Genomic DNA, 24482 nt, shown 5'->3' with positions numbered 1-24482 from the left:
CGTCTACCCTTCGTTGGTCAGCAGCCGCTCCAGCTCTTCGGCATTTAGACGCAGGTGGAACTGCCCTTTGTAGGCCACGGAGATGGCACCCGTCTCTTCGGACACGATGATGGCATGAGCGTCTGAAACCTGCGAGATGCCCATGGCCGCCCGATGGCGCAAGCCCAGTTCCTTGGGGATGTCCAGATTGTGAGAGACGGGCAGAATGCAACCCGCCGCCTTGATGCGGTGCTTGCTGATGACCATGGCACCGTCGTGCAGGGGGCTGTTCTTGAAGAAGATGTTCTCGATGAGCCGCTGGTTGATGTTGGCGTCTATCACGTCGCCCGTACGCACCACGTCGTCCAGCGGCATGTTGTGCTCCACCACAATCAAGGCTCCCACCTTCTGCTTGCCCATGCTGATACAGGCCATGACGATGGGCATGATGTCGTCATGCTCCAGCCCGTCCTTCTTGTTGCCGGTAAAGAAGCGCACCAGCGCACTGGCATGCTGATGCGATCCGAGCGTCACCAGGAAGCGTCTGATTTCCTCCTGAAAAAGGACAATCAGCGCCAGCACGCCCACACTGACCAGCTTGTCGAAGATGGAGCCGAGTAGCTTCATCTCGAGTACCTGCGACACCACCAGCCAAATGAGGATGAACACCAAGATACCCGTAAAGATATGGATGGAGCCCGATGCCTTCATCAGCTTGTAGGTATAGTACAGCAGGAACGCCACCGACAAGATGTCTATAAAGTCTTTTATACCAAAATCGAAAAACACGATACTACTATATTATATGATAAAAATACTAACCGCTACTCGTTCGCCTTCATCGCTCCGACAATCTTCACTGCCTCGACGGCCGGACGGACGTCGTGCACCCGCAGGATGTCAGCTCCCTTCATCAGGGCCAGCGTATGGAGCACGGTCGTGCCGTTCAAAGCCTCTTGGGGTGTCGTGTCCAGCAGGCGATAAATCATCGACTTGCGCGACACGCCTACCAGCAACGGCAGCTCGAAGAGTCGGAATTCCTCCAGATGGGCCATCAGCTGATAATTGTGCTCCAACGTCTTGCCGAAGCCGAAGCCGGGGTCGAGTACGATGTCCTTCACACCCAGGTCGCGAAGCTGCTGTACCTTGCGGGCGAAATAGAGGAAGACCTCGCGCAGCAGGTTGTCGTAGTGCGGATGCTGCTGCATGTTTTGAGGCGTTCCCTGCATATGCATCATGACGTAGGGCACATTCAGTTCGGCCACCGTGCTGAACATGTCGGCATCCATTTCACCCGCCGCAATGTCGTTGATGATGGCCACGCCATACTCCCCCACACACATCCGCGCCACGTCCGCCCGAAAGGTGTCGACCGACACCACCGCCTCGGGAGCCGTGCGCCGCAGCACCTCCAAGCCCATGCGCAGACGCTTCATCTCTTCCTCAGCCGACACGTGTTCGGCATTGGGGCGCGAAGAATAGGCTCCCACATCGATGATGGCCGCCCCCTCGTCCACAATCTGCCGCACGCGGGCTTCGATTTCTTCCTCCGTCTGCATGCGGCTCCCGCTATAGAAGGAGTCGGGCGTCACGTTCAGAATGCCCATTACGCACGGCGTCGAAAGGTCGAGCAACCGGCCGTTGACATTCAAGTATTTCGTATATTCCTGGTTCATGGAAATCGTCTTTCTACAATTAATCCCTGCAAATGTAAACAAAAACACAGGCACAGCCGCACAATCCTCGCATTATTTTCAGTTTTCGCCTCCTTGTCTCCTAAAAAACAAAGCATCGTTTTCCGAGCATCAAAGTACCGCTTTGTGCCTGAGAAAGCACTGCTTTGTCTGGCGCAAGGAACAGGCAGGCGCGAAGCATGCGGACAGCCCTTTGCCATCCGAACGCTCCGCGCCCCAAACACAGATGCGATATAGGCCGCCTCAATCCTTGGCCTGATGTACCGTGAGCTGCGGGAAGGGGAAGCCGATGCCTTCCTTGTTGAAGGTGTCGTAAACGAGTTCGTTCACTTCGAACATCACATTCCAATAATCCTCATTCTTTGTCCAGACACGCACCGTAATGTCCACACTGCTTGCGCTCAGAGACTTCAGGACAATCATCGGTTCGGGTGTACGCAAGATGCGAGCATCAGCGTCGATAATGCGGCGAAGGACGGCACGCACCTTCTGCACGTCTTCACCATACTCCACACCGAAAGTCCAGTCAATGCGTCGCGTTTCCTGCTTGCTATAGTTGACTACGGCATTGCTGCTGAGCGAGCCGTTGGGGATATAAATCATCTTGTTGTCTACCGTAGCAATCAGTGTATGGAAAATCTGGATTTCCTTCACCGTACCGCTTTCGCCAATCGCCTCGATGTAGTCGCCCACCTTGAAAGGCTTGAAGACGAGGATGATCAGTCCGCCCGCAAAGTTGGACAGGTTGCCCGACAGGGCCATACCGATGGCAACACCCGCAGAGGCCAGCAGGGCGGCGAAGCTGGTGGTCTCGACACCCAGCTTGCTGATGATGGCAAAAGCCAATATCAGGTTCAAGACAATCTTCAGCAGACTGCGCAGGAAAGTCTGCACACTGATTTCCATCTTGCGCTTCACCATCACAGAAGTGACGAAACGCATGATGTACTTAATGATAAAGCGACCGATGATATAGATGACCAAAGCAGCCAGCAGGCTCTTGCCCAGCTCGATGCCATAGTTCAGCAGGCGGTCCAGCAAATTCTCCACGTTGATGACAGACGCGGCACTCAATAATGAAAACATCATACTCTTCAATTTTATTTGGTTTGACTTCAAAAATGATTATTTCCTGAATTCAGGGCGAATATACAGAAAATTACATGAACAATAACGCAGGAAAAGAAAAAATGTTTGCGACTAAAATTTTCCATTCTCCGTTCACAATTCTCAATTAAAGACTACCTTTGTACCCGTCAACCACAAAAAACAGAAAAGTTATGGAAATTTCGACCCTTTACCAGATATTCTGCCGATGCAACGGCGTGACGACCGACAGCCGCCACTGCCCCGAAGGCTCCCTCTTCATCGCCCTGAAGGGAGACACGTTCAACGGCAACGCCTTTGCCGCCAAGGCATTGGAAAGTGGATGTGCCTACGCCGTCATCGACGAAGCCAAATACCTCGTACCGGGCGACGACCGCTACCTGCTGACAGACAACTGCCTGCTGACGCTCCAACACCTGGCCCGCCATCACCGCCGCCAGCTGGGCACACGCATCATCGGCATCACAGGTACCAACGGCAAGACCACGACCAAGGAACTGATAGCCGCCGTGCTGAGCCGCCGCTACCGCCTGCTCTATACGGAAGGCAACCTGAACAACCACATCGGCGTGCCCCTCACCCTGCTCCGCCTCAAGCCCGAACACGAACTGGCCGTCGTCGAGATGGGCGCCAGCCATCCGGGCGACATCCGCGAGCTGGTGGAGATAGCCGAGCCCGACATGGGCCTCATCACAAACGTGGGAAAGGCACACCTCGAAGGCTTCGGTTCGTTCGAAGGCGTGATGCGCACCAAGGGCGAGCTTTACGACTGGCTGCGCACGCTGCCCGCTCCCGTCGTCTTCCTGCATGCCGACAACCCCTATCTGACAAAGATGGCCGCAGGCCTGCCCCACGTGACCTACGGCGAAGGATCCGACAACGACATCCGCGGCCGGCTGACCGGCTGCTCGCCTTTCCTCGCCTTCGAATGGAAGAAACGGGGAGAAACGGAAACGCATCGCGTACAAACCCAACTGATAGGCAGCTACAACCTGCCCAATGCCCTGGCCGCTGTCACACTTGGCACCTACTTCGACGTGGACGCTGCCCTGACAGACCAGGCTCTGACGGAATATGCACCCCAAAACAACCGCTCGCAACTGAAAAGAACAGCCGACAACACCCTCATCATCGATGCCTATAACGCCAACCCCACCAGCATGATGGCCTCGCTGACCAACTTCCGCCAGATGGAGGCGGCGCACAAGGTAGCCATACTGGGCGACATGCGCGAGCTGGGCGCCGACAGCGCCGAGGAGCATCAGAAGATTGTGGATTACCTGGAGGAATGCGGCTTCGAGCGTGTCATCCTGGTAGGCAGCCAGTTTGCCGCCACGCGCCACTCCTACGAGACGTATGCCGACGCTCCCGCCCTCATCGAAGCCCTGAAGCAGCAGAAGCCCGCCGGCAAGACCATCCTCATCAAGGGGTCGAACGGCGTGCGGTTGAGCAGCATCGTCGAATATTTATAAAGAGATATGACGCCTCATCCAATACCAGCCAATGAGCGATGCCAGCGTAGCTCCCGTAGTATTGGCGGCAAAGTCCCACCAATCGCCACCCCGATAGGTCGTACAATACGCCTGAAGCAGCTCCACCGCCCCGCTGAACAAGACAGGGCAGAGCCAGGCCCCCAACCACGCGTGCCACATCGGCACGCGTGCTTTTTTATGCGCCCGCATGAATTCCAGCCACAACATACCCGACATGCCGAAGTACATGCACACATGCACCACCTTGTCGATGCCGGGGATGGACTCCATCTCCGTCTTGGGAGGCTTGAAGAACGATAAATAAATCACGACCAGAATAATCAGGAGTGAAACAGGATATTTACGGATGTAATACAGCATAATCAAATATATTTCAATACGAGATGCAAATGTACGGAACATTTTCTATATTTGCACAATTCAACCGGTATTAGTAACAATCTGCAAGAATAAACCACGATTTATGACAAAGAACAACAGAGCAAACTTCGGAAGCAAGCTGGGCGTCATCCTGGCTTCGGCAGGGTCGGCCGTAGGGCTAGGCAATATCTGGCGCTTTCCTTTTGAGACGGGCAATCACGGTGGAGCCGCCTTCATCCTTATCTATTTGGGGTGTGTCCTTTTCTTCGGCATCCCCATCATGGTAGCCGAATTTTCCATCGGACGGCATTCGCGTGCCAACACGGCAGGCGCATATCGGATACTGGCCCCCGGCACGCAGTGGCGCTGGGTGGGGCGCATGGGCGTACTGGCCGGCTTCCTGATACTGGGCTACTATTCGGTCGTGGCAGGCTGGACGCTGGAATACATCGTACAGGCCGCCACAAATGCCTTTGCCGGCCAGTCGGCCAACGATTTCATCGCCTCGTTCAACGGCTTTGTATCCAATCCATGGCGACCTGCCCTCTGGATGATTGTCTTCATGCTGATGACCCACTTCATCATCGTGAAAGGTGTGGAGCGGGGCATCGAGAAGTCGGCCAAAATCATGATGCCAATGCTGTTCATCCTGCTCATCGTCCTGGCCGTCTGCTCCATATCATTGCCGGGCGCAGGAGCCGGCATCGAATTCCTGCTGAAGCCCGACTTCAGCAAGGTGAACGGAAACGTACTGCTGGGTGCCATGGGGCAGGCTTTCTTCTCGCTCTCCCTGGGCATGGGGTGCCTCTGCACCTACGCCTCCTACTTCCGCAACGACACCAATCTGACCAAAACGGCACTCAACGTGGGCTGGATAGACACCATGGTGGCCATTCTGGCTGGATTCATTATCTTCCCCGCCGCCTTCTCGGTAGGCATTCAGCCCGACGCAGGCCCCAGCCTGCTGTTCATCACGCTGCCCAACGTCTTCCAGCAGGCCTTCGGCAACCTGCCTTGGCTGGCAGTCATCCTGTCCATCATGTTCTATGTTCTCCTGGCCCTGGCCGCACTGACGTCGACCATCTCCCTGCACGAAGTGGTGACGGCCTACCTGCATGAGGAGTTCAACCTGACCCGCGGACGCGCTGCCAAGCTGGTAACGGCGGGCTGTACAGTGCTCGGCGTGCTCTGTTCACTCTCACTGGGTGTGGGCAAGGAACTGACGATTTTCGGCCTGACCCTGTTCGACCTGTTCGACTTCGTGACGGCCAAGATTATGCTCCCATTAGGAGGTTTCTTCATTGCCATCTTCACCGGCTGGTATCTGGACAAACGCATCGTGTGGGAAGAGGTAAGTAACAACGGAACGCTGCCGAAAGCCATCTACCGGACCTGGTTGTTCCTGTTGAAGTACATCGCCCCGATAGGCATCGGCTTCATCTTCATCAACGAACTGGGATTCTTGAAATAAGAAATACGGCTCATGCGGAAGTGGTTCAGTGAATTTTTCTATTACTCCCGAGAGGAAAGACGAGGCATTCTGGTGTTACTTGCCATTTCCCTTCTCCTCTTCCTGGGAGGGGAAGTCTATGTCCACTTGAAATCGGAGGAGACCTGCTCTTCTGCTGACCTACAGAAGCAACAACAGGCGATGGAAGAATATCAAGCCTTCGTCGCTTCCATCCGCGAAAAAGAAAAGGATGAAAAGGAGAGCCGCAAGTTCCGCTACACGACATGGAAAGAAGAGCGTGACACGCCTCCCATACTTGCTCCCTTCAATCCCAATACGGCCGACTCCGCCACATTCTGCCAACTGGGCCTCCCCGCCTGGATGGCCCGCAACATTCTGCGTTATCGCGAAAAGGGCGGTGTCTTCCGTCGGGTGGAGGACTTCCGCAAGATATACGGCCTGACGGAAGAACAATATGCCACCTTGCAGCCTTACATCCGCATCCCCGCAACCGATACCACCGCCCGCCATCACTCCCTCTTTTTGGCCGACCGACGCAAGGACAGCCTCCGGCAGGCAGTGCCTCTGAAATACGCTCCCGGCACTCTGGTCGATCTGAACCGTGCCGATACCACCGAACTGAAAAAGATACCCGGCATCGGAAGCGGCATCGCACGCCTCATCAGTGGATACCGACAAAAGCTGGGAGGCTTCTACCAGCTCAGCCAGTTGGAAGAAATCAACCTCGACTACCGCCAACTGACCGACTGGTTTCGCGTCGACACCACCGCCATCCGTCGCATCCCCGTCAACCACACCAGTGTAGACCGCCTGCGCCGCCATCCTTACCTCAACTTCTACCAGGCCAAAGCACTGGTAGAATACCGACGCAAACATGGCCCCCTGAAAAGCCTCAAACCATTCGTCCTCTATGAAGAGTTCACACGCGAAGACTTGGAGCGGATCAATCACTACCTAAGTTTCGACTAAATCAATAATATTTACACAAATCCGACCGGGAGCCAAATAGTTTTTTCCTGTCCTCTTTCCTGGGTTTAAACCCCAAAGGGCGAATGTTTCAAACATAGGGGGTGAATGTTTCAAACATAAGGCCCCTTGGTTTCAAACATTCCTATAGGATGCCGGGAAAGAGTTCTAAGAAGACGGAAAGGGAAATCGGACGAAGGGAATAAAGATATCTTACAAAAACTGCAAATTGGCAGAATGCTCTTAAAGTTCACCACAGATTACTCAGATTAACACAGACGATACTTGATAATTAAATTAACCAATCGAGTAATCTGTGAAAATCCGGGTAATCTGTGGTGAAAGTTTTCAGGTACGATTTCTAATCAAAGGAAGTGATATTCGAAGCAAAGTCCCATTACCCTCAGATAGCAGACGCCGTATCCGCCACGACTTCCCCATCCTTCAGATGGATGGTACGGTCGGTAATGGAAGCCAGACTCTCGTCGTGGGTCACAATGACGAACGTCTGCCCCAGACGGTCGCGCAGGTCAAAGAAGAGCTGGTGCAGTTCGGCCTTGTTATGGGTGTCAAGGCTGCCCGAAGGCTCGTCGGCCAACACGACGGCCGGATGATTGATAAGGGCACGCGCCACGGCCACACGCTGCTTCTCGCCGCCCGAGAGTTCGTTGGGCTTGTGCGAGGCACGATCGGCAAGGCCCATCATTGTCAGCATCTCGAGCGCGGAAGCCTGGGCCTCATGCCGCCCCTGCCCGGCAATGAAGGCGGGTATCATGACATTCTCCAAGGCCGTAAACTCAGGCAGGAGTTGGTGAAACTGGAAGACGAAGCCGATGCGGCGGTTGCGAAAGGCGGAAAGCTCGCGCTCCTTCAGTCCGTCGACACGTACGCCGTCGATGCAGATCGTACCCGTATCGGGGCGGTCGAGGGTACCCATTATCTGAAGCAACGTGGTCTTGCCGGCACCGCTGGGGCCGACGATGCTCACCACTTCGCCTTTCTGTATCTCAAGGTCGATGCCACGCAACACTTGCAGGCTGCCGAAGCTCTTGGTTATCTGTTCGAGTCGTATCATACTTTCTTTCCTTATTATTATAGCCGGCGGATGACGTACTCCGCCAAGTAGCAGCCGAAGACAGCGGGCATGTAGCTCACCGTGCCGCAGGTCGATTTCTTGTTTCGTTCGTCGTCGGTCAGAAGCACGGCCTTGGGGTCGGCCTGCTCGGTGCTGAACACGACGGGGAGTTTGTGACGGATGCCCATCTTCTGCAACCGCTTGCGCACAGCCTTGCTCAGGCCGCAATGGTAGGTGTCCCAGATGTCGGCAAAGCGTATCTGCGTGATGTCGCTCTTGGCACCCGCTCCCATGCTGGATACAATCTTGATGCGCCGCCTCAGGGCCTCGGCTATCAGGTGGCACTTAGGCGCCAGGGTGTCGATGGCATCGACCACAAAGTCGTAGCGGGCGGCATCGAGCAGCTGGGGGATGTTCTCGTCCTTGAGGAAAACGGGCAGGACGGTGAGCTCCACCTCGGGGTTGATGTCGCGGAAGCGGGCGGCAAGGACTTCGACCTTGGGCTGCCCCAGCGTGGAGTGCAGGGCCGGGAGCTGGCGGTTGATGTTGGTGGGCTGGACGGTGTCGGCATCGACCAGCGTCAGACGCCCCACCCCCGCACGGCAAAGCATTTCGGCCGCATAGGCTCCCACACCTCCTACGCCTACCACCAGCACATGGGCCTGGCGCAAGCGTTCGCTCTTCTCTTCGCCCAGCAGCAGGCGTGTACGTTGTTTCCAGTCTTCCATCAGCTTTCCTTTTTAAACCATTTATAGAACCACCGGCCCACCTTCTCGTAGTGCTGGCTCTCGTTGCTGCCTTGCGGATTGGAGAAGGAAAGGGCTTCCTGCGGATCGCCCAGCTGGTCGGGATAGAGCACAATGAGACTGTTGTTCGTGAAGTAGCGCCCCAACTGGCCGGGCAGCTTCTCGAACGAGCTGTCGTAGGAGATGGAGCCGCGGCGGGCACTGATGACTACCAGCAGGTGGTCGTAGTTCACCTGACCGGTCAAGAGCAAGAGGTCTTCCCATTCGTCAAGGCGGGAGAACTCGGTCAGCGTATCGCTGTGCTTCTTCTGCACCAATGCCTGGAGCAGGTTGCCCGTCTGTTCGTTGGCAAAGAAGTGGACGCGGCATCCCAACGTACTGCCCATGCGGCAGAAGTGCTCCACCCATTTCTGGAAGCCGGCCTCGTACTCGGCTTTGGGCGGCACGGCCACGATGATGCGGCGCAAGGTATTGATGGGTATCAGGAAGCGGGCCACCATCACCTCGCGATGGAGTCCCTTCAGCAGGTTCTCGGTGAGCATGCCGAAGAAGGAATCCACGATGTTCACCTTCCAGTGGAGACCGATGATGACATCCGTAGCCCCATGCTCGCGAGCCGTATGGATGATGCCGGCGGCAATGTTCAGGTCATAGCGGCTGATGCACTTCAGCTTTACACCCGCCGAAGCCGTAATCTTGCCCGCACGCTCCAGATAGCGCTTGCCCTGCTGCTCCAGGGCATCGGTGCCCGAATGGTCGTTGATGACATTCAGGGCCAGCAGGTTGTCCTTCTGCTTGGGGTCACGGATGACAAGTGCCAGGTTCATCAGGTACTCGATTGTATTGGGGTTGGCCACAGGTATCAGTATCTTTTCGGGTTCGCGCGAGCGGTCTTCCTCGGGATGGGCCTCACCCATGGCTATCTTGCGTGCCGCCCGCTCGGTGGTGAAGGAGCTGACGATGCAGGTGACCAGGATGAGGAGCACCGTGCCGTTGAGCACGTCCTCGTTGAGCAGACGGCTGCCGTCGGGCAGGATGATGTTGTAGCCCACCAGCACGGCCGCCAGTGTGGCCGCCGCCTGCGCATTGCTCAAGCCGAACATCAGCTCGCGTTCGAGCACCGACATGCGGTAAATCTTCTGAGTCAGCCACGAAGCAATCCACTTGCCCACCAGCGCCACCACAATCATCACGCCCGCCACCTTCAGGGCATCGCCCCCGCCGAAAATGACGTGGACGTCGATCAGCATGCCCACGCCTATCAGGAAATAAGGGATGAACAAGGCATTGCCCACAAACTCCAGGTGGCTCATCAGCGGCGACACATGAGGTATGAGACGGTTCAGCACCAAGCCCACGAGGAAGGCGCCCAGAATGCCCTCCATGCCGATGAGCTCCATCAGCCCCGCGCCGAGGAACACCATGGCCAGGACGAAGATGTATTGCATCACATTGTCATCGTAGCGGCGGAAGAACCAGCGCCCGATGCGCGGCAGAAGATACATGATGAGCAAGGCCAGCACCACGAAGCGCACCACCAGCCATATCCAGAAGAAGCCTCCCGCCTCGCCCTTGAAGACACCGCTGATGACGGCCAGCACGAGCAGCGTCAACGTGTCGGTGACGGCCGTACCGCCCACGGCAATGCTCACGCTCCGATGGCGCGAAATGCCATAACGGATCACGATGGGATAGGCCACCAACGTGTGCGAGGCATACATACTGGCCAGCAGGATGGACGTCACGAGGCTGTACTTCAGCAGCAGGACATTGGTCACCATACCGATGCCAATGGGGATGATGAAGGCCAGCAGCCCCAGAACTACCGCCTTGCCGCGGTTCTTCTTAAAGTCGGCCATGTTCATCTCCAACCCCGCCAGGAACATGATATAATAGACACCAACCTTGCCGAAAAGCTCGAAACTGCTGTCGCGCACCAGGATGTTGAACCCATGCTCGCCGATGGCCAAGCCCGCCAGAATCATGCCGATGATGTGGGGTATGCGCAACTTGGTCAGCAGAATGGGCGCAAACAAAATGATGAGCAATACAAGGAGGAAAATCCATGTAGGGTCAGTTACGGGAAGTTTCAAACTGAAGTCTAACCATTCCATAGGCTTGCGTCTTTTTGATTTCTTGTGCAAAAATAGCAAAAAAATTTTCACTCCACACTACCCTCCCCGCCTACTTTCAACAAAACGCCCGCTTTTCTCTGGCAGAAAGCACTGCTTTACAAGGACAAAAGCAACGTTTTCCGAGGGCGAAAGCAATGCTTTCCGCCATCCGCCGCCAATCGTCCTACAAACCAGGCATGTTTTTATCAAAAATAAAAACGACTTCCATCGTTATAATCACAGAATGTTGTAAATTTGCGCCTTGAATTGACATTTTAATAAACCACTAAAGCAATAAAGAAATGAAAGTAGCAATTGTTGGAGCAAGCGGAGCCGTAGGACAAGAATTCCTGCGCGTGCTCGATGAAAGAAATTTCCCGTTGGACGAGTTAGTTTTGTTCGGTTCGAAACGCAGCGCCGGTACCAAATATACCTTCCGCGGCAAACAGATCGAGGTCAAACTCTTGCAGCACAACGATGACTTTAAAGGTGTGGACATCGCTTTCACTTCCGCAGGCGCAGGCACATCGAAAGAATTCGCCGAGACCATCACCAAGTACGGAGCCGTGATGATAGACAACTCCAGCGCCTTCCGCATGGATGCCGACGTACCTCTGGTCGTACCCGAAGTCAATGCCGCCGACGCCAAGGACCGTCCGCGCCGCATCATTGCCAACCCCAACTGCACCACCATCCAGATGGTCGTTGCCCTGAAAGCCATCGAACAGCTTTCGCACATCAAGACCGTTCACGTAGCCACCTATCAGGCAGCCAGCGGTGCCGGAGCCGCCGCCATGGAGGAGCTGTACACCCAATACCGCCAGGTGCTGGCCGGCGAGCCTGTCACCGTCGAGAAGTTTGCCTACCAGCTGGCCTTCAACCTCATCCCGCAGATCGACGTCTTCACCGACAACGGCTATACGAAGGAAGAGATGAAGATGTATAACGAGACGCGCAAAATCATGCACTCCGACGTCAAAGTGAGCGCCACCTGCGTCCGCGTGCCCGCCCTGCGCTCCCACTCCGAAAGCATCTGGGTGGAAACTGAACGCCCCGTATCGGTAGAAGAAGCCCGCGAAGCCTTCAGCAAAGGCGAAGGACTGGTGCTGATGGACAACCCCGCCGAAAAGGAATACCCCATGCCCCTCTTCCTGGCCGGCAAAGACCCCGTCTACGTAGGCCGCATCCGCAAGGACCTGACCAACGATTGCGGACTGACCTTCTGGATTGTAGGCGACCAGATCAAGAAGGGTGCTGCGCTGAACGCCGTACAGATTGCCGAGTATCTGATCAAGGGAAACGCCCTCTGACATCTGGAGAGGCTCTTCCCTTCATACTCACTCACCACAGATGGGACAGACAACAGGAAAAGTTAAATCTGCCCCATCTGTGATAATTTCTAAAAAAATCTATATATTTGTACGGAAATACAAAAACAGCATACCATGAAACTAATAGCTGAAAGCGGTTCTACACGCACAGAATGGGCCTTGGTAGAAGACAATACCCTGATACAAAGAGCCTTTACCGAAGGACTCAACCCGTTCTTCCAGACCCGTCGTGAAATCAGCCGAAGCGTACGGCTGGGGCTGCCTGAGCTATTTTTCAAGAAAAAGCTGGAACAAGTCTATTTCTATGGCGCCGGCTGCACGTCCCACGAAAAGAAAAACATCGTAGGCGCATCGCTTGTCGCCCAGTTCAAGACCCCCATCCAAGTGGAAAGCGACCTGCTGGCAGCCGCCCGCGGACTCTTCCAATGCGATGCCGGCATCGCCTGCATCCTGGGTACCGGCTCCAACTCCTGCTTCTACGATGGCAAAATCATTGTGAAGAACGTCAAGGCCGGCGGCTATATATTAGGAGACGAAGGCAGTGGCGCCGTCATGGGGAAACTGTTTCTGTCTGACGTACTGAAAGGGCTTGCCCCCAAGGACGTGACCAACGACTTTTACGAGAAATTCCGTATCAATGCCAACGAAGTGATGGAGTCTGTCTACAACCGTCCTTTCCCCAACCGCTTCCTCGGCACCCTCTCCTATTTCCTGGCCGACTACCTGGACAACGACTACGTCTACGACCTGATAACCGGCAACCTGCGCAACTTCTTCACCCGCTGCGTCTGCCAGTACGACTACCATAGTTACCCCGTGCGTTTCGTCGGTTCGCTGGCCTACCACTATGCCGACCTCCTGCGCTATGTCGCCCAAGAATTCGACATCAATCTGCAAGTCATTGAGGAGACCCCCATCAACGGACTGATTGAATACCATGCCATGAATATTGAAGTGGAAGAAGGCTAAATATTTCCCATAAACCCGACAAACACAAACAATCACCTCCTGCCGACCCTCCAGTCAAGAGAAAACCTTTTCGAATCTAATATGTTATAGAATACAAAAAACGATGCCTAAACATTAAAAATGTATAGTTTTTATTCTTTTTCCCAAAAATAATATATCTTTGTGATAAAGAAAGCAAAATAATCTTTCCAAAACAGAACGAAACATTTTTGCTTTGTAAACAACTTTTTAGATATCAACATTGAAAAAGAGATGCCTATGAACCCAAAATTTTCACCTCATTGATTTTCAGACGCAAAGGAAATCTGCCTCGCAGAATACCTACACGACTGCTACCCTTCGCTTCCCTATATAAAGCAAAGGCCATTCTCCAATCAGCGTCAACTACATTGTCAAACCATTTTAAAATCTTTTCTTTTATGACTGAAGATCACAAACTATTGAAATTTACCTCCAGAGGTAAACTTCTCACGACAGTGGCCTTATGCGGCACACTGCTCCTAAGCAACGGACCAGCCAACGCTGCTCCGAGTACTTCCAGTGAGACTCCCAAAACGATGGAACAGATGCAAGCCTTGACCGTCAATGGTCTGGTAGTGGATTCAAACGGAGAACCCATCATCGGAGCTAACGTCCTCGAAAAAGGAACAACCAATGGAAGTCTGACCGACGTAGACGGCAAGTTCACCCTCAACGTACGCCAGGGAGCTATCCTCCAAATTTCCTTTATCGGCTACAAAACCCAAGAAGTAAAAGCCACCTCCAATATGATGAGAGTCGTATTGGCCGAAGACAATGAAATGCTGGACGAAGTAGTCGTTGTCGGTTACGGTTCACAGAAAAAGGTTAATGTAACAGGTGCCGTATCGACCGTAGACGTCAACAAGGCCTTGGAAGCCAAACCACAGATGGATGTCACCAAAGCCCTTCAGGGTGTAGTTCCTGGCCTGACCATTCTGAATACCCAAGGTGGTATCAACGAACAGCCCAGCATGACCATCCGTGGCGTCGGTACACTGAGCAATAGCGAGACAAGTGATCCCTTGATTATCGTCGACGGAGTGCCCTTGGACGACCTTTCGCTTATCAATCCGCAAGACATTGCCAGCGTATCTGTACTGAAGGATGCTGCTTCCACCTCCATCTATGGTTCGCGTGCCGCCTTCGGTGTCGTATTGATCACCACCAAACAAGGTACGAAGAAAGACAAATTCACCATCAACTACTCCAACAACTTCGCATGGAGCACTCCGAGCATCTTGCCCGAATATGCAGATGTTCCCTCCCAGCTCAGAGCCTTGATTGAAGTCAACGAGCGCAATGCTACTCCTCCCGAATTGTTCGGTATGTATATGGACGAAATGCTTCCGTACGCCGAAGCCTGGCAGGAACAGCATGGACATAAAAAAGCAGGCTATCGCGAGATGCAGCCCTATCAGAGCATGGACAACGTAGGTGACTATTACCTGGATCCGACAACGGGTAAAGCCATGTTCTATGCCGACTGGGATGTAGTAGGCATCATGTACCAGAACTGGGCTCCCTCTCAAAGCCATAACGTAAACGTACAAGGCACCAGTGGCAAAACCACTTATTACCTGTCTGTAGGCTATGACAAGAAAGAAGGACAGCTGAATTTCAATACCGATAAGCTGAAACGATACAACGTCAATGCCAACATCTCCTCCGACGTAACCAACTGGCTGCAAATCGGCGGACGCTTCAGCTTTACCGACCGTACGTATACCGAGCCTAATACCCGCCGTACCCCCTACCAGTACATGTGGCGTTGGGGTAGCTTCTTCGAACCGCTGGGTACCATCAACGGTACCGACCTGCGTAACACGATCATGTATCTGAAGCAGGCAGGCGACACAGAAACTTCCACCAACTATGTACGTATGACCGGTTTTGCCAAAGCCAAACTTGCCAAAGGACTGACCGTAAATGCCGACTACACCTACAATGTAAAGAACCTGTTCCAAGATATGGTAGGTCTGCCGGTATCTGGCTACGACACATGGGGCAACATGTCTGCACCGACGACCATCACGTCCAGCACCTATTTACAGCAACAGAGTGAAAGAACGACCTCTTATGCTTTCAACCTCTACGCCAACTATGAGTTTACCTTGGCCGACAAGCACAATTTCAATATCATGCTGGGCGGTAACGCAGAAGGACAAGAGTATACTTGGCACCGTTCCAAGAGAGAAGGTCTGTTGAATCCGGACCAGCCTGAATTCAATTTGGCCAACGGTACCCAAACTGTAGCCGGACGTCATATCCATTCCGCTACAGCCGGTTATTTTGGCCGTATTAACTACAACTGGAACGAAATCTGGTTACTGGAACTGAACGGACGTCTCGACGGTTCGTCCTCTTTCCCCGCCAGCGATCGTTGGGCATTCTTCCCCTCTGGATCACTGGGTTATCGCTTCAGTCAGGAAAACTATTTTGAGAACCTGCGCAACATTGTCAGCAACGGTAAACTCCGTGCCTCTTTCGGTGAAATCGGAAACGAAGCCATTGGTGAAGACATGTTCATATCAACCATCAATGCTCTGAGCGGACAACACTGGCTGGGAAGTGACGGCACATTCGTCAACATGTACGACACTCCGTCTTTGGTTTCCAGCACACTGACTTGGGAACGTATCCGCACCTTCGATGTGGGTCTCGATTTGGGCTTCATGAACAACGAACTGAATGTATCGTTCGACTGGTACCAGCGTAAGACTTTGGACATGTTGGCTCCGGGCGTCACCCTGCCCGATATGTTGGGAACAACTGAGCCTTACACTAACGCCGGTTCACTCCGCACCCGTGGTTGGGAATTGAACGTCAGCTGGAACAAGCAGTTTGGTGACTTCACCGTATATGCAAACGGTAACTTGTCTGACTGCAAGACCGTTGTCACCAACTGGAACAATCCGACCGGTATCTTGAGCGACTATTTCACCGGTAAGGTATATGGTGACATCTACGGCTTTGAAACAGACCGTTATTTCACAAAAGACGATTTCACCTACGATGCTGAAGGCAACCGTACCGGTTATGCTCAAGGCATCGCCGATCAAGATGGTCTGGTCAGTGGTGGAACATTCGCTTATGGCCCCGGCGACATCAAGTACAAAGACTTGAACGGCGATGGTGTCATTGACGGCGGTAACGGAACTAAAGACGACATGGGTGACTTGAAAGTCATCGGTAATTCTACTCCGCGCTTCCAGTATGGCTTCCGCTTGGGCGGTTCATGGAAAGGCATTGACCTCGACATGTACTTCCAAGGTGTCGGCAAATGGGATCAGTGGTCTTATGGTGCATTTGTAATGCCGTTCTCTCGTGGTGCCGATGGTATCTATGCCAACCAGATGGATTATTGGACAGAAGAAAACACCGATGCATTCTATCCCCGTCTCTATCCGGGCAACGGAGCCACAGGAACCGTATCAGGTATCGCAGCTGGCAAGAACAACTTCTATCCGCAAAGCAAATACTTGATTGACCGTTCTTACCTGCGTTTCAAGAACCTGACTGTAGGTTACACCCTGCCTCAAGAATGGACCAAGAAATGCTTCATGCAGAAAGCACGAATCTACTTCACAGCCGAAAACCTCTGTGAGCTGATCAACAACAGCTATGCCCCTGTAGACCCTGAAATCGACTCCAGTGATACAGGTAGCAACAGCAACGGCGTATGGGGACGTGTAGCGCCTATCACACGAACCATTTCTTTCGGACTTCAAGTAACATTCTAAACTCTAAAGACAAGAATCATGAAAAAGAAAACATTATTATATAGCGCACTTTTGCTCGGCTCGCTTACATGGTCAAGCTGTACCGATATGCTCGACAAAGAGCCGCTCGACAAATTCACGGACAGCCCGTTGTTCTGGAACAATCCGTCCAGCGTAGAAGGCTATGCCGCAACATTCTATAACCTCTTTACCGGTTATGGCAATTCAGGAGGTACGGGAGACTTCTTCTTCAAATCACTCACCGACGACCAGGTAGGCTCAGGATTCGACAACTGGAAATACATCAATGTTCCAGCCTCCGACGGCAACTGGTCTTCCACATGGGATGAGATACGCCGTGCCAACGCCATGATAACCTCTCTGAACGAACAGGCGACCGATATGGATGAAACTACCAAAAATCACTGGATTGGCGTAGCCCGCCTGATGCGTGCATGGCAATACTGGGACTTGGTACGCAAGTACGGCGATTGCACATGGCTCGACCATGTACCCGATATCAACGATCCGCTTCTCTTTGCAGCCCGCGATGATCGTGACGACGTTATGGACAAGGTACTGGAAGACTTGAATTTTGCATGCGAAAACATTGAAGATGTAGATTCTAAAACTACTTGGTCACGCAACATGGCCAACGCCATGAAGGCACACATCTGTTTGTGGGAAGGCACTTTCCGCAAATACCGTACGCAAGACGAAAACGGAAAGGCTGCTGACTTGGAAGGAGCCAACAAATTCTTGCAAGCCTGTGTAGATGCCTGCGAACAAGTGATGCCCGACTACACATTGGGAACAGATATTGCCAGCTATCGGGCAATTTACAATTCCGTTACGCTGTCCGGAAATTCTGAAATCATCTTCTACAAAGAGTACAAGAAGGACTATTTCTCACACTCTACCATTGCCTATACTTGCAGTAGTACCCAGATGGATGGTATCTCAAAGGATGCATTCGATTCATTCTTGTTCTTGGATGGTAAAACTGCAGCCAACACTTCGTATGACAATACCGACGCAGGTGTTATGGAAGTATCAGCTGTCGATGGAGCAAAACACTTGAATATCCAGAAGCTGTTGGAAGTACGCGATCAGCGTTTAGGACAGATTGTAGACTCAGTTCTATGCTATATGGGTAATCCATGGCAACGCGTAGTTGGCGGTATTGCCATGACATCCTCTTCCGGTTATGGCATCTGCAAGTTCGACAATGTGGAATTGGAAGCTTCCTATCGTCAGACAACTTCAAAGAACTATACTGCAGCTCCGCTTTATTGGCTGTCTGTCATCTACCTGAACTATGCAGAAGCCAAAGCCGAACTTGGAACCATTACCAATGAAGACCTAAACAACACTATCAACAAGTTGAAAGCCCGTGCAGGTCTGCCGCCAATCACAACAGAAGTAGCAGATGCAGGTGACAACGACATGGGAGTAAGCCCGCTGATTTGGGAAATCCGCCGCGAACGCCGTTGCGAACTGATGCTCGACAATGACTTCCGTTATTGGGATTTGATCCGCTGGCATCAACTGGACAAACTGGATACAGAAAGGAATCCTGATATCCGTTTGGGAGCCAACCTGATTAACGACAGGACAAACGAAGAAGTAGAGTTTGACGGCAACTACATCGACGGATATGGAACAAACAAACGTACTTTTGACAAAAAGCACTATCTCTACCCAGTCCCCAGTGGCCAGATTACTCTTAACCCCAACTTAGGTCAGAACCAAGGGTGGTAAAAAACTGAAATAACTCATAGAGCATTTACGGAGGCTGTTCTTGATGATAGGGAGCAGCCTCCTTTTTATATATTTTCATTTCCACCAGAAATATCCAATATAAATTCTACCACACGAAACGAAAACACTTTTTAATATTCAGATACAATAGTTTCATAATCATTGCGAATTTTAAAACGTGAATTATAGTGAAATATAGAATATAAATCAAAAATATAAGATGGTTTATAGCAATAAATATAAAAATAAAACTACCTTTGAAAAGTAATGGGTCAGCATATATCTTATTCCAGAGTACAAAATTGCTGAAGGCTCAACAAATAGGTCTTCAAAAAAGGAATACTCAAATGGATATGTAGAGAACCAGTTATTTAATTAATATACCAAACCTAATTTTAACAAAATCATTACTTATGAAAGAGGACCGCAGACAACGAGGTTTTTCCAACAGAAAGCTCCTCGCAGCTGTAGCCATTACAGCACTATTTCTAAGCGGAAGCGCTCCAACCGCCGCTGCACGGACAGCTTCCGAACGTTCCAATGAAACAATGGAACAGATGCAAACCCAAACCGTTATGGTCACCGTCGTAGATTCCAATGGCGATCCCATTATCGGAGCCAATGTCATTGAAAAAGGTACAACCAATGGCGGCATCACAGACCTGGATGGAAAAATCAAACTGGAAGTAAAACCCAACGCCATCATCCAAGTATCATTCGTGGGCTATACGACACAAGAAGTCAAAGCTGCTCCAAATTTACGTGTCACATTAAAAGATGACACAGAGTTGCTGGACGAAGTGGTAGTCGTTGGTTATGGTTCACAAAAGAAAGTAAACCTGACCGGTGCCGTCGCATCGGTGGATGTAAACAAAACCATCGACAGCCGACCCATCACCGATATCGGACGTGCCCTTCAAGGAAGTGTACCAGGCTTGACCGTTACGACTAACTCCGGTGAAATAGGTGGCGCACCGACAATCAAGATTCGTGGAAGTATAGGTTCACCGAACGGCGACGCCAATCCGCTGATTTTGGTCGATAACGTAGAGGTAACCGATATATCCATGGTCAACCCCGATGATATCGAAAGCATCTCTGTATTGAAAGATGCGGCTTCAGCCTCTATTTATGGTGCACGTGGTGCATTCGGCGTATTGTTGATTACCACCAAGTCCAAAACCAAACACGAACGCCTTTCCATCAAATATACCAACAACTTTGCATGGCGTACTCCGACCAAAACGCCGGAGCAACTCCCTGGCTGGCAACAGGCAGACATCAACCTGCAAGGAGTCATGAATGAATCCAAAGATGCAACAGCATTCTACAACGTAGTAGGCAACATTCGTGTCGACGCAACGGCCGTACAAAAAATGAAAGAATATTGGGATGCCTATGGCTACGGAGATCAATTCGGCCCTGATATGGAATTGGGACGTGATTTCGAATTCCGTGATGGAGGCATGTTCTTTTATCGTACATGGGACTGGTATGACATGTACATCAAAAACTGGTCACCCCAACAGACCCACAACATCTCAATCAATGGAGGAAACGGCAAGACCAACTACAACATTGCATTGGGTTATCTGGGTCAGGACGGTATGATGGAAATCAACTCGGATTCCTACAAGAGATACAACGCCAACATTTCTTTAAATTCCGATTTAAGCAAATACGTGTCTATCCGTACAGGTGTCATGTTCACCCGCTCAGACTATGACAAACCGTTCAATTACAATTCAGACTTGTATGACCAACTGTACTACCTGTACCGCTGGCAACCGATGATGCCTTATGGCACATTTGAAGGCAAGCCATTCCGCAACGCCTTGACAGAACAAAGCACTGCCCCTATGACCAATAAGGAACGCGAATATGTACGTCTGACCGGCGGTGTAACCATTAAGCCTATCAAAGATTTGAGTATTGACGTTGACTTTGTATACAGCACAATCAACGACCGATACAAGAAATATGGTACCCCCAGCAAGACAGCCGGATACGATATTTTTACGGCCAGACCAACCGTAGACGACCTGAGAGGTGCCTACAAGAACTACATTTCCAGCAGCTATGATTATGTATATCAAGAGAATGGACGTACCGAGAACTTGACAACCAACATCGTAGCCACATACTCCAAGCGTTGGGGCGACCACGACTTCAAGGTAATGGGCGGTTCGAACCTTGAAAAGAGTGAATACGAATACTATTGGGCACAACGCAAAGGCCTGCTGGATCCGGAAAAGCCTGAACTGAACATGGCAACGGGCGATCAGACAACCAGCAGTTCGCATACATGGTGGTCGGTTGCAGGTTTCTTTGGCCGAATCAACTACGCCTACAAAGATCGTTACATGATTGAGGTGAACGGACGTTACGACGGTTCTTCACGTTTCCCGTCAGGAGACCGCTTTGCATTCTTCCCCTCATTCTCGGCAGGTTACCGTATCTCGGAAGAAGCCTTTATGGCTCCGCTGAAACCTTACCTCAGCACATTGAAACTGCGTGGATCTTGGGGTATGATTGGTAACCAGGATGTAGGTACTGACCGCTTTGTATCTACCCTGACTACTGCACAAGACAGCTGGATCATCGACGGACAGAAAGTTCAGTCTACCCAAATGCCTACTTTGGTTTCATCGACCCTTTCTTGGGAAAAAGTTTCTACTCTGGATTTAGGTATCGATGCCCGCTTCTTTGATGACGCACTGGGAGTAACATTCGACTGGTACAATCGCAAAACAAGCGACATCTTGACAACAGCCAACCTGCCTTGGACACTTGGCGCCACAGCTCCGTATCAAAATATGGGTGAAATCCAAACGAAAGGTTGGGAACTGGCCGTAGACTATCGTCATACGTTCAAGAACGGATTCCATTTTGGTGTAACGGCTTCTCTGTCCGATGACCGTACAGAAGTAACCAAGTGGACCAACAATACCCAACTTCCTTCCTATGGTGCTACCGGTTGGTGGAGCACCAGCGCTTACAAAGAAGGTATGGTACTGGGTGACATCTGGGGCTTGCAGTTCGACCGCTTCCTGACTGAAAACGACTTCAACGCCGACGGCAGCTTGAAAGCAGACATTCCCGACCAGACCCAAGTATTCCCCGGCAATTACCAATTTGCCCCTGGTGATGTGCTCTACAAAGATTTGGACGATAACGGAAAGATTGAAAAGGGTACGCAAACTACAGCTCCTGGCGATATGTCCATCATTGGCAATGCACTGCCTCGCCTCCAGTTCGGTTTGAATCTGGACGCTGCATGGAAAGGATTTGATGTCAGCATGTTCTTCCAAGGTGTAGGCAAGCGTAACCTGTGGGCTGCCGGTAACCAAGTATTGCCAGGCTTCACGACAGGCGAGCCTTACTATGTAGGCGCCGAAGACTATTGGACACCTGAAAATCAGGATGCCTACTATCCAAGACCAATGGTTTACAACCAGGCACAGACGGGTAACTACAACGTAAACGACCGCTACCTGCTGAACATGGCTTATATGCGTCTCAAGACTCTTACTGTAGGATATACGCTTCCCAAGACTTGGTTGAGCAAGTTCAAGGTACAAAACCTGCGTATCTATTTCACGGGTGAGAACCTCTTCACGGTAGACGGCCTCAAACCGGCCATCGACCCCGAAATCGGTATCCGCACCGTAGGTTCCAGCAGCGATGCACGTAACTTCGGACGTAGCTATCCTTATCAGAAGACCGTATCTTTCGGTATTCAGCTCAGTTTATAACCTAACATTACTTTAAATCATGAAAAAGAAACATCTATTATATTCTGCTTGCATGCTGGCGCTCGCATCCTTAAGCAGCTGCGAAAACTTCCTTGACAAGGAGCCGTTGGACAAGCAAACCAATGATACCTATTGGCAAACCGAAACGTCCTTGCGCACCTATGCACAAGACTTCTATTCGTCCTACTTCAAAGGATATGGCACGGACTACACTGTATTCGGAGGCTATTTCTCGGGCGACGACTATACAGACGACTTCATCAACCTGAACAATGCCAATACGTATAGTGCCGGCTATATTTATTTCCCGACCTCGGCCACTACCGACTGGAACAGCAAGACGTCCATCTGGTCGAACAACTACAGCATCATCTACAAAGCCAATGTGATGATTGAAAAGATTCCTGGCATGAACATCTCCGAAGAAGCCAAGAATCATTGGACAGGCGTTGCCAAATACTTCCGTGCCCTGGCCTACAGCGCCTTGCTCAAGTCTTATGGCGGCGTGCCTTACATTGACAAAGTGATTGACCCTGCTGATGAAACTCTTTACAAGGACCGTGACCCCTATCTGTACGTTGCCCAAAAAGTGCTGGAAGACTTCCAATATGCGTTGGACAATGTACGCAACGACGACACCAAGCTCCAGGTGAACCGCTACGTAGTAGGAGCCTACATGTCGCGTGAACTACTCTACCACGCCACATGGCTCAAGTACCACGGCACAACTGTCGGACCGACTTCGGAAACCGTAGCCGATAGCGACATCAAAGCCCTGCTGCAGGGAGCCATCAACGGAGCCAATGCCGTCATGACTTCAGGCAAATTCAGGATAGGCAATACTTACAATGCTCTGTTCACTACAGACGATTTGGCCAACAATCCTGAAATAATCTGGTATCGTGAATATACGACAGGCTTGCAATGCAACGCCCTGATGTCCTACAACGGCCCTGAAGACCAGACACAAGGTGGCGTCACCCAAAATGTCATCGAGTCTTACCTCTGCACAGACGGACTGCCCATCGGCCAATCACCACTCTACGAAGGCAAGGATGATCCAAGCATTTGGAACTCGTTCAAGAACCGTGACCCGCGCCTTTACCAGACCGTGGCCGACAGCTTGCGCGTCATGAGTGCCCTGGGCACCAACTATACCGCAGGAACTTCACCGACAGGATATGCCACCAAGAAATTCCTGAACGACGAATGGTTTGCTACCAATTCTTCCTTCGTTACAGGTATCCTGAGCCCGGCAGACGCTCCCTGCATCCGCTATGCAGAAGTTTTGCTGAACTATGTAGAAGCACGCTATGAGATAGCCCGTGTAGGAGGAGACGCCTTTACACAGGAAGACTTGGACAAATCCATCAACCAGCTCCGCCAGCGCCAGCTTACAAAATGGGGAAGTACGGAAGCCGAAACCATGCCTCAGGTACAGCTGGGCAATGGCAACATCATCGTCAATGGCGTAGCCATCAACGACCCTGCCCGCGACCCCGAAGTGGATCCCGTTCTGTGGGAAATCCGCCGCGAACGTCGCATCGAGCTGATTATGGAAGGACGTCGTGGTGAAGACCTCCGCCGCTGGGCAAAATTCGAATATCTGAATTCGGAAAATGCAGACGGCACTCCCACCAAGACCTTCTTGGGCGCCTATGTCAACGTAGCCGATTACGCAGGCATGAAGTCGAAAAACGATCGTGGCGACCGCGTACTCTTCCTGTTCGACCCTGCCGATCCGACCAACAAGGATACGGACAAAGGTTACATCAACTACCTGCAAGGCGACGACCTGCGCATCTTCAATAAAGGTGACCTGAACTCCGAACGCTACTATCTGCGCGCCATTCCGGCCGACCAGATAACAGTTTACAAGGACAAAGGCTATACACTGACCCAAAACCCAGGATGGTAATTT

16 protein-coding genes are annotated in these 24482 nt (G+C 51.8%); 9 read left to right on the top strand and 7 right to left on the bottom strand.

Going from position 1 to position 24482, the window contains the following annotated elements; all coding sequences use genetic code 11:
- Positions 1–3 precede the first annotated feature (3 nt).
- The 3 genes from cdaA to BQ7483_RS16870 form a co-directional block, all read right to left on the bottom strand.
- Positions 4–768 (bottom strand): diadenylate cyclase CdaA, encoded by a 765-nt coding sequence (gene cdaA, locus BQ7483_RS16880; protein WP_072546687.1) that lies wholly within the window; start codon positions 766–768, stop codon positions 4–6.
- A 35-nt stretch (positions 769–803) separates the two neighbouring features.
- Positions 804–1655, bottom strand: coding sequence for a dihydropteroate synthase (folP, locus tag BQ7483_RS16875; RefSeq protein WP_022019815.1), 852 nt, complete (start codon positions 1653–1655; stop codon positions 804–806).
- Between the two features lie 261 nt (positions 1656–1916).
- Entirely contained in the window at positions 1917–2762 is an 846-nt protein-coding gene (locus tag BQ7483_RS16870) for a mechanosensitive ion channel family protein (RefSeq protein ID WP_072546686.1), read from the bottom strand.
- A gap of 191 nt (positions 2763–2953) precedes the next feature.
- On the opposite strand from BQ7483_RS16870, the gene BQ7483_RS16865 reads away from it, so the two are divergent.
- On the top strand, positions 2954–4252 hold the full coding sequence (locus BQ7483_RS16865; RefSeq protein ID WP_072546685.1) for a UDP-N-acetylmuramoyl-tripeptide--D-alanyl-D-alanine ligase: 1299 nt from the start codon (positions 2954–2956) through the stop codon (positions 4250–4252).
- Here the strand turns inward: BQ7483_RS16865 and BQ7483_RS16860 are convergent.
- Positions 4247–4633 carry a VanZ family protein gene (locus BQ7483_RS16860; protein WP_072546792.1) on the bottom strand — a complete coding sequence of 129 codons (387 nt, stop codon included), beginning with the start codon at positions 4631–4633 and terminating at the stop codon, positions 4247–4249. The two genes, BQ7483_RS16865 and BQ7483_RS16860, sit on opposite strands and share 6 nt — an antisense overlap.
- A gap of 103 nt (positions 4634–4736) precedes the next feature.
- Here BQ7483_RS16860 and BQ7483_RS16855 point away from each other — a divergent pair, with 103 nt between their 5' ends.
- Together BQ7483_RS16855 and BQ7483_RS16850 are read left to right on the top strand one after the other, a co-directional pair.
- Positions 4737–6104 carry a sodium-dependent transporter gene (locus BQ7483_RS16855; protein ID WP_072546684.1) on the top strand — a complete coding sequence of 456 codons (1368 nt, stop codon included), beginning with the start codon at positions 4737–4739 and terminating at the stop codon, positions 6102–6104.
- A gap of 12 nt (positions 6105–6116) precedes the next feature.
- Positions 6117–7073, top strand: a complete 957-nt coding sequence (locus BQ7483_RS16850; RefSeq protein WP_072546683.1) for a ComEA family DNA-binding protein — start codon at positions 6117–6119, stop codon at positions 7071–7073.
- Between the two features lie 400 nt (positions 7074–7473).
- On the opposite strand, the gene BQ7483_RS16845 is transcribed toward BQ7483_RS16850, so the two are convergent.
- The 3 genes from BQ7483_RS16845 to BQ7483_RS16835 are packed head-to-tail and all read right to left on the bottom strand — an operon-like array spanning position 7474 to position 11005.
- Positions 7474–8145 (bottom strand): ABC transporter ATP-binding protein, encoded by a 672-nt coding sequence (locus BQ7483_RS16845; RefSeq protein ID WP_072546682.1) that lies wholly within the window; start codon positions 8143–8145, stop codon positions 7474–7476.
- A gap of 17 nt (positions 8146–8162) precedes the next feature.
- Positions 8163–8873, bottom strand: coding sequence for a tRNA threonylcarbamoyladenosine dehydratase (locus tag BQ7483_RS16840; RefSeq protein WP_072546681.1), 711 nt, complete (start codon positions 8871–8873; stop codon positions 8163–8165).
- Positions 8873–11005, bottom strand: coding sequence for a cation:proton antiporter (locus BQ7483_RS16835; protein WP_022020143.1), 2133 nt, complete (start codon positions 11003–11005; stop codon positions 8873–8875). Before BQ7483_RS16835 ends, BQ7483_RS16840 begins: the two co-directional genes overlap by 1 nt.
- Positions 11006–11307: 302 nt before the next feature.
- Here BQ7483_RS16835 and BQ7483_RS16830 point away from each other — a divergent pair, with 302 nt between their 5' ends.
- The 6 genes from BQ7483_RS16830 to BQ7483_RS16805 all read left to right on the top strand — a co-directional run bounded on the left by BQ7483_RS16830 (position 11308) and on the right by BQ7483_RS16805 (position 24479).
- A complete protein-coding gene (locus tag BQ7483_RS16830) occupies positions 11308–12315 on the top strand; it encodes an aspartate-semialdehyde dehydrogenase (RefSeq protein WP_072546680.1) in 1008 nt (335 codons plus the stop codon).
- A gap of 135 nt (positions 12316–12450) precedes the next feature.
- Positions 12451–13305, top strand: coding sequence for a hypothetical protein (locus BQ7483_RS16825; protein WP_072546679.1), 855 nt, complete (start codon positions 12451–12453; stop codon positions 13303–13305).
- Between the two features lie 419 nt (positions 13306–13724).
- A complete protein-coding gene (locus BQ7483_RS16820; protein WP_072546678.1) occupies positions 13725–17066 on the top strand; it encodes a SusC/RagA family TonB-linked outer membrane protein in 3342 nt (1113 codons plus the stop codon).
- Between the two features lie 18 nt (positions 17067–17084).
- Entirely contained in the window at positions 17085–18806 is a 1722-nt protein-coding gene (locus BQ7483_RS16815) for a RagB/SusD family nutrient uptake outer membrane protein (RefSeq protein ID WP_072546677.1), read from the top strand.
- 548 nt (positions 18807–19354) lie between these two features.
- The gene (locus BQ7483_RS16810; RefSeq protein ID WP_235847392.1) at positions 19355–22561 is read left to right on the top strand and encodes a SusC/RagA family TonB-linked outer membrane protein; all 3207 of its coding nucleotides are present in this window, start codon (positions 19355–19357) and stop codon (positions 22559–22561) included.
- A gap of 19 nt (positions 22562–22580) precedes the next feature.
- Positions 22581–24479, top strand: coding sequence for a RagB/SusD family nutrient uptake outer membrane protein (locus tag BQ7483_RS16805; RefSeq protein ID WP_072546675.1), 1899 nt, complete (start codon positions 22581–22583; stop codon positions 24477–24479).
- The last annotated feature ends 3 nt before the right edge of the window (positions 24480–24482 follow it).

This window comes from Mediterranea massiliensis (genome assembly GCF_900128475.1).
GTDB classification, from domain to species: domain Bacteria; phylum Bacteroidota; class Bacteroidia; order Bacteroidales; family Bacteroidaceae; genus Bacteroides; species Bacteroides massiliensis_E.
This window is presented reverse-complemented; position numbering and strand designations above follow the sequence as displayed.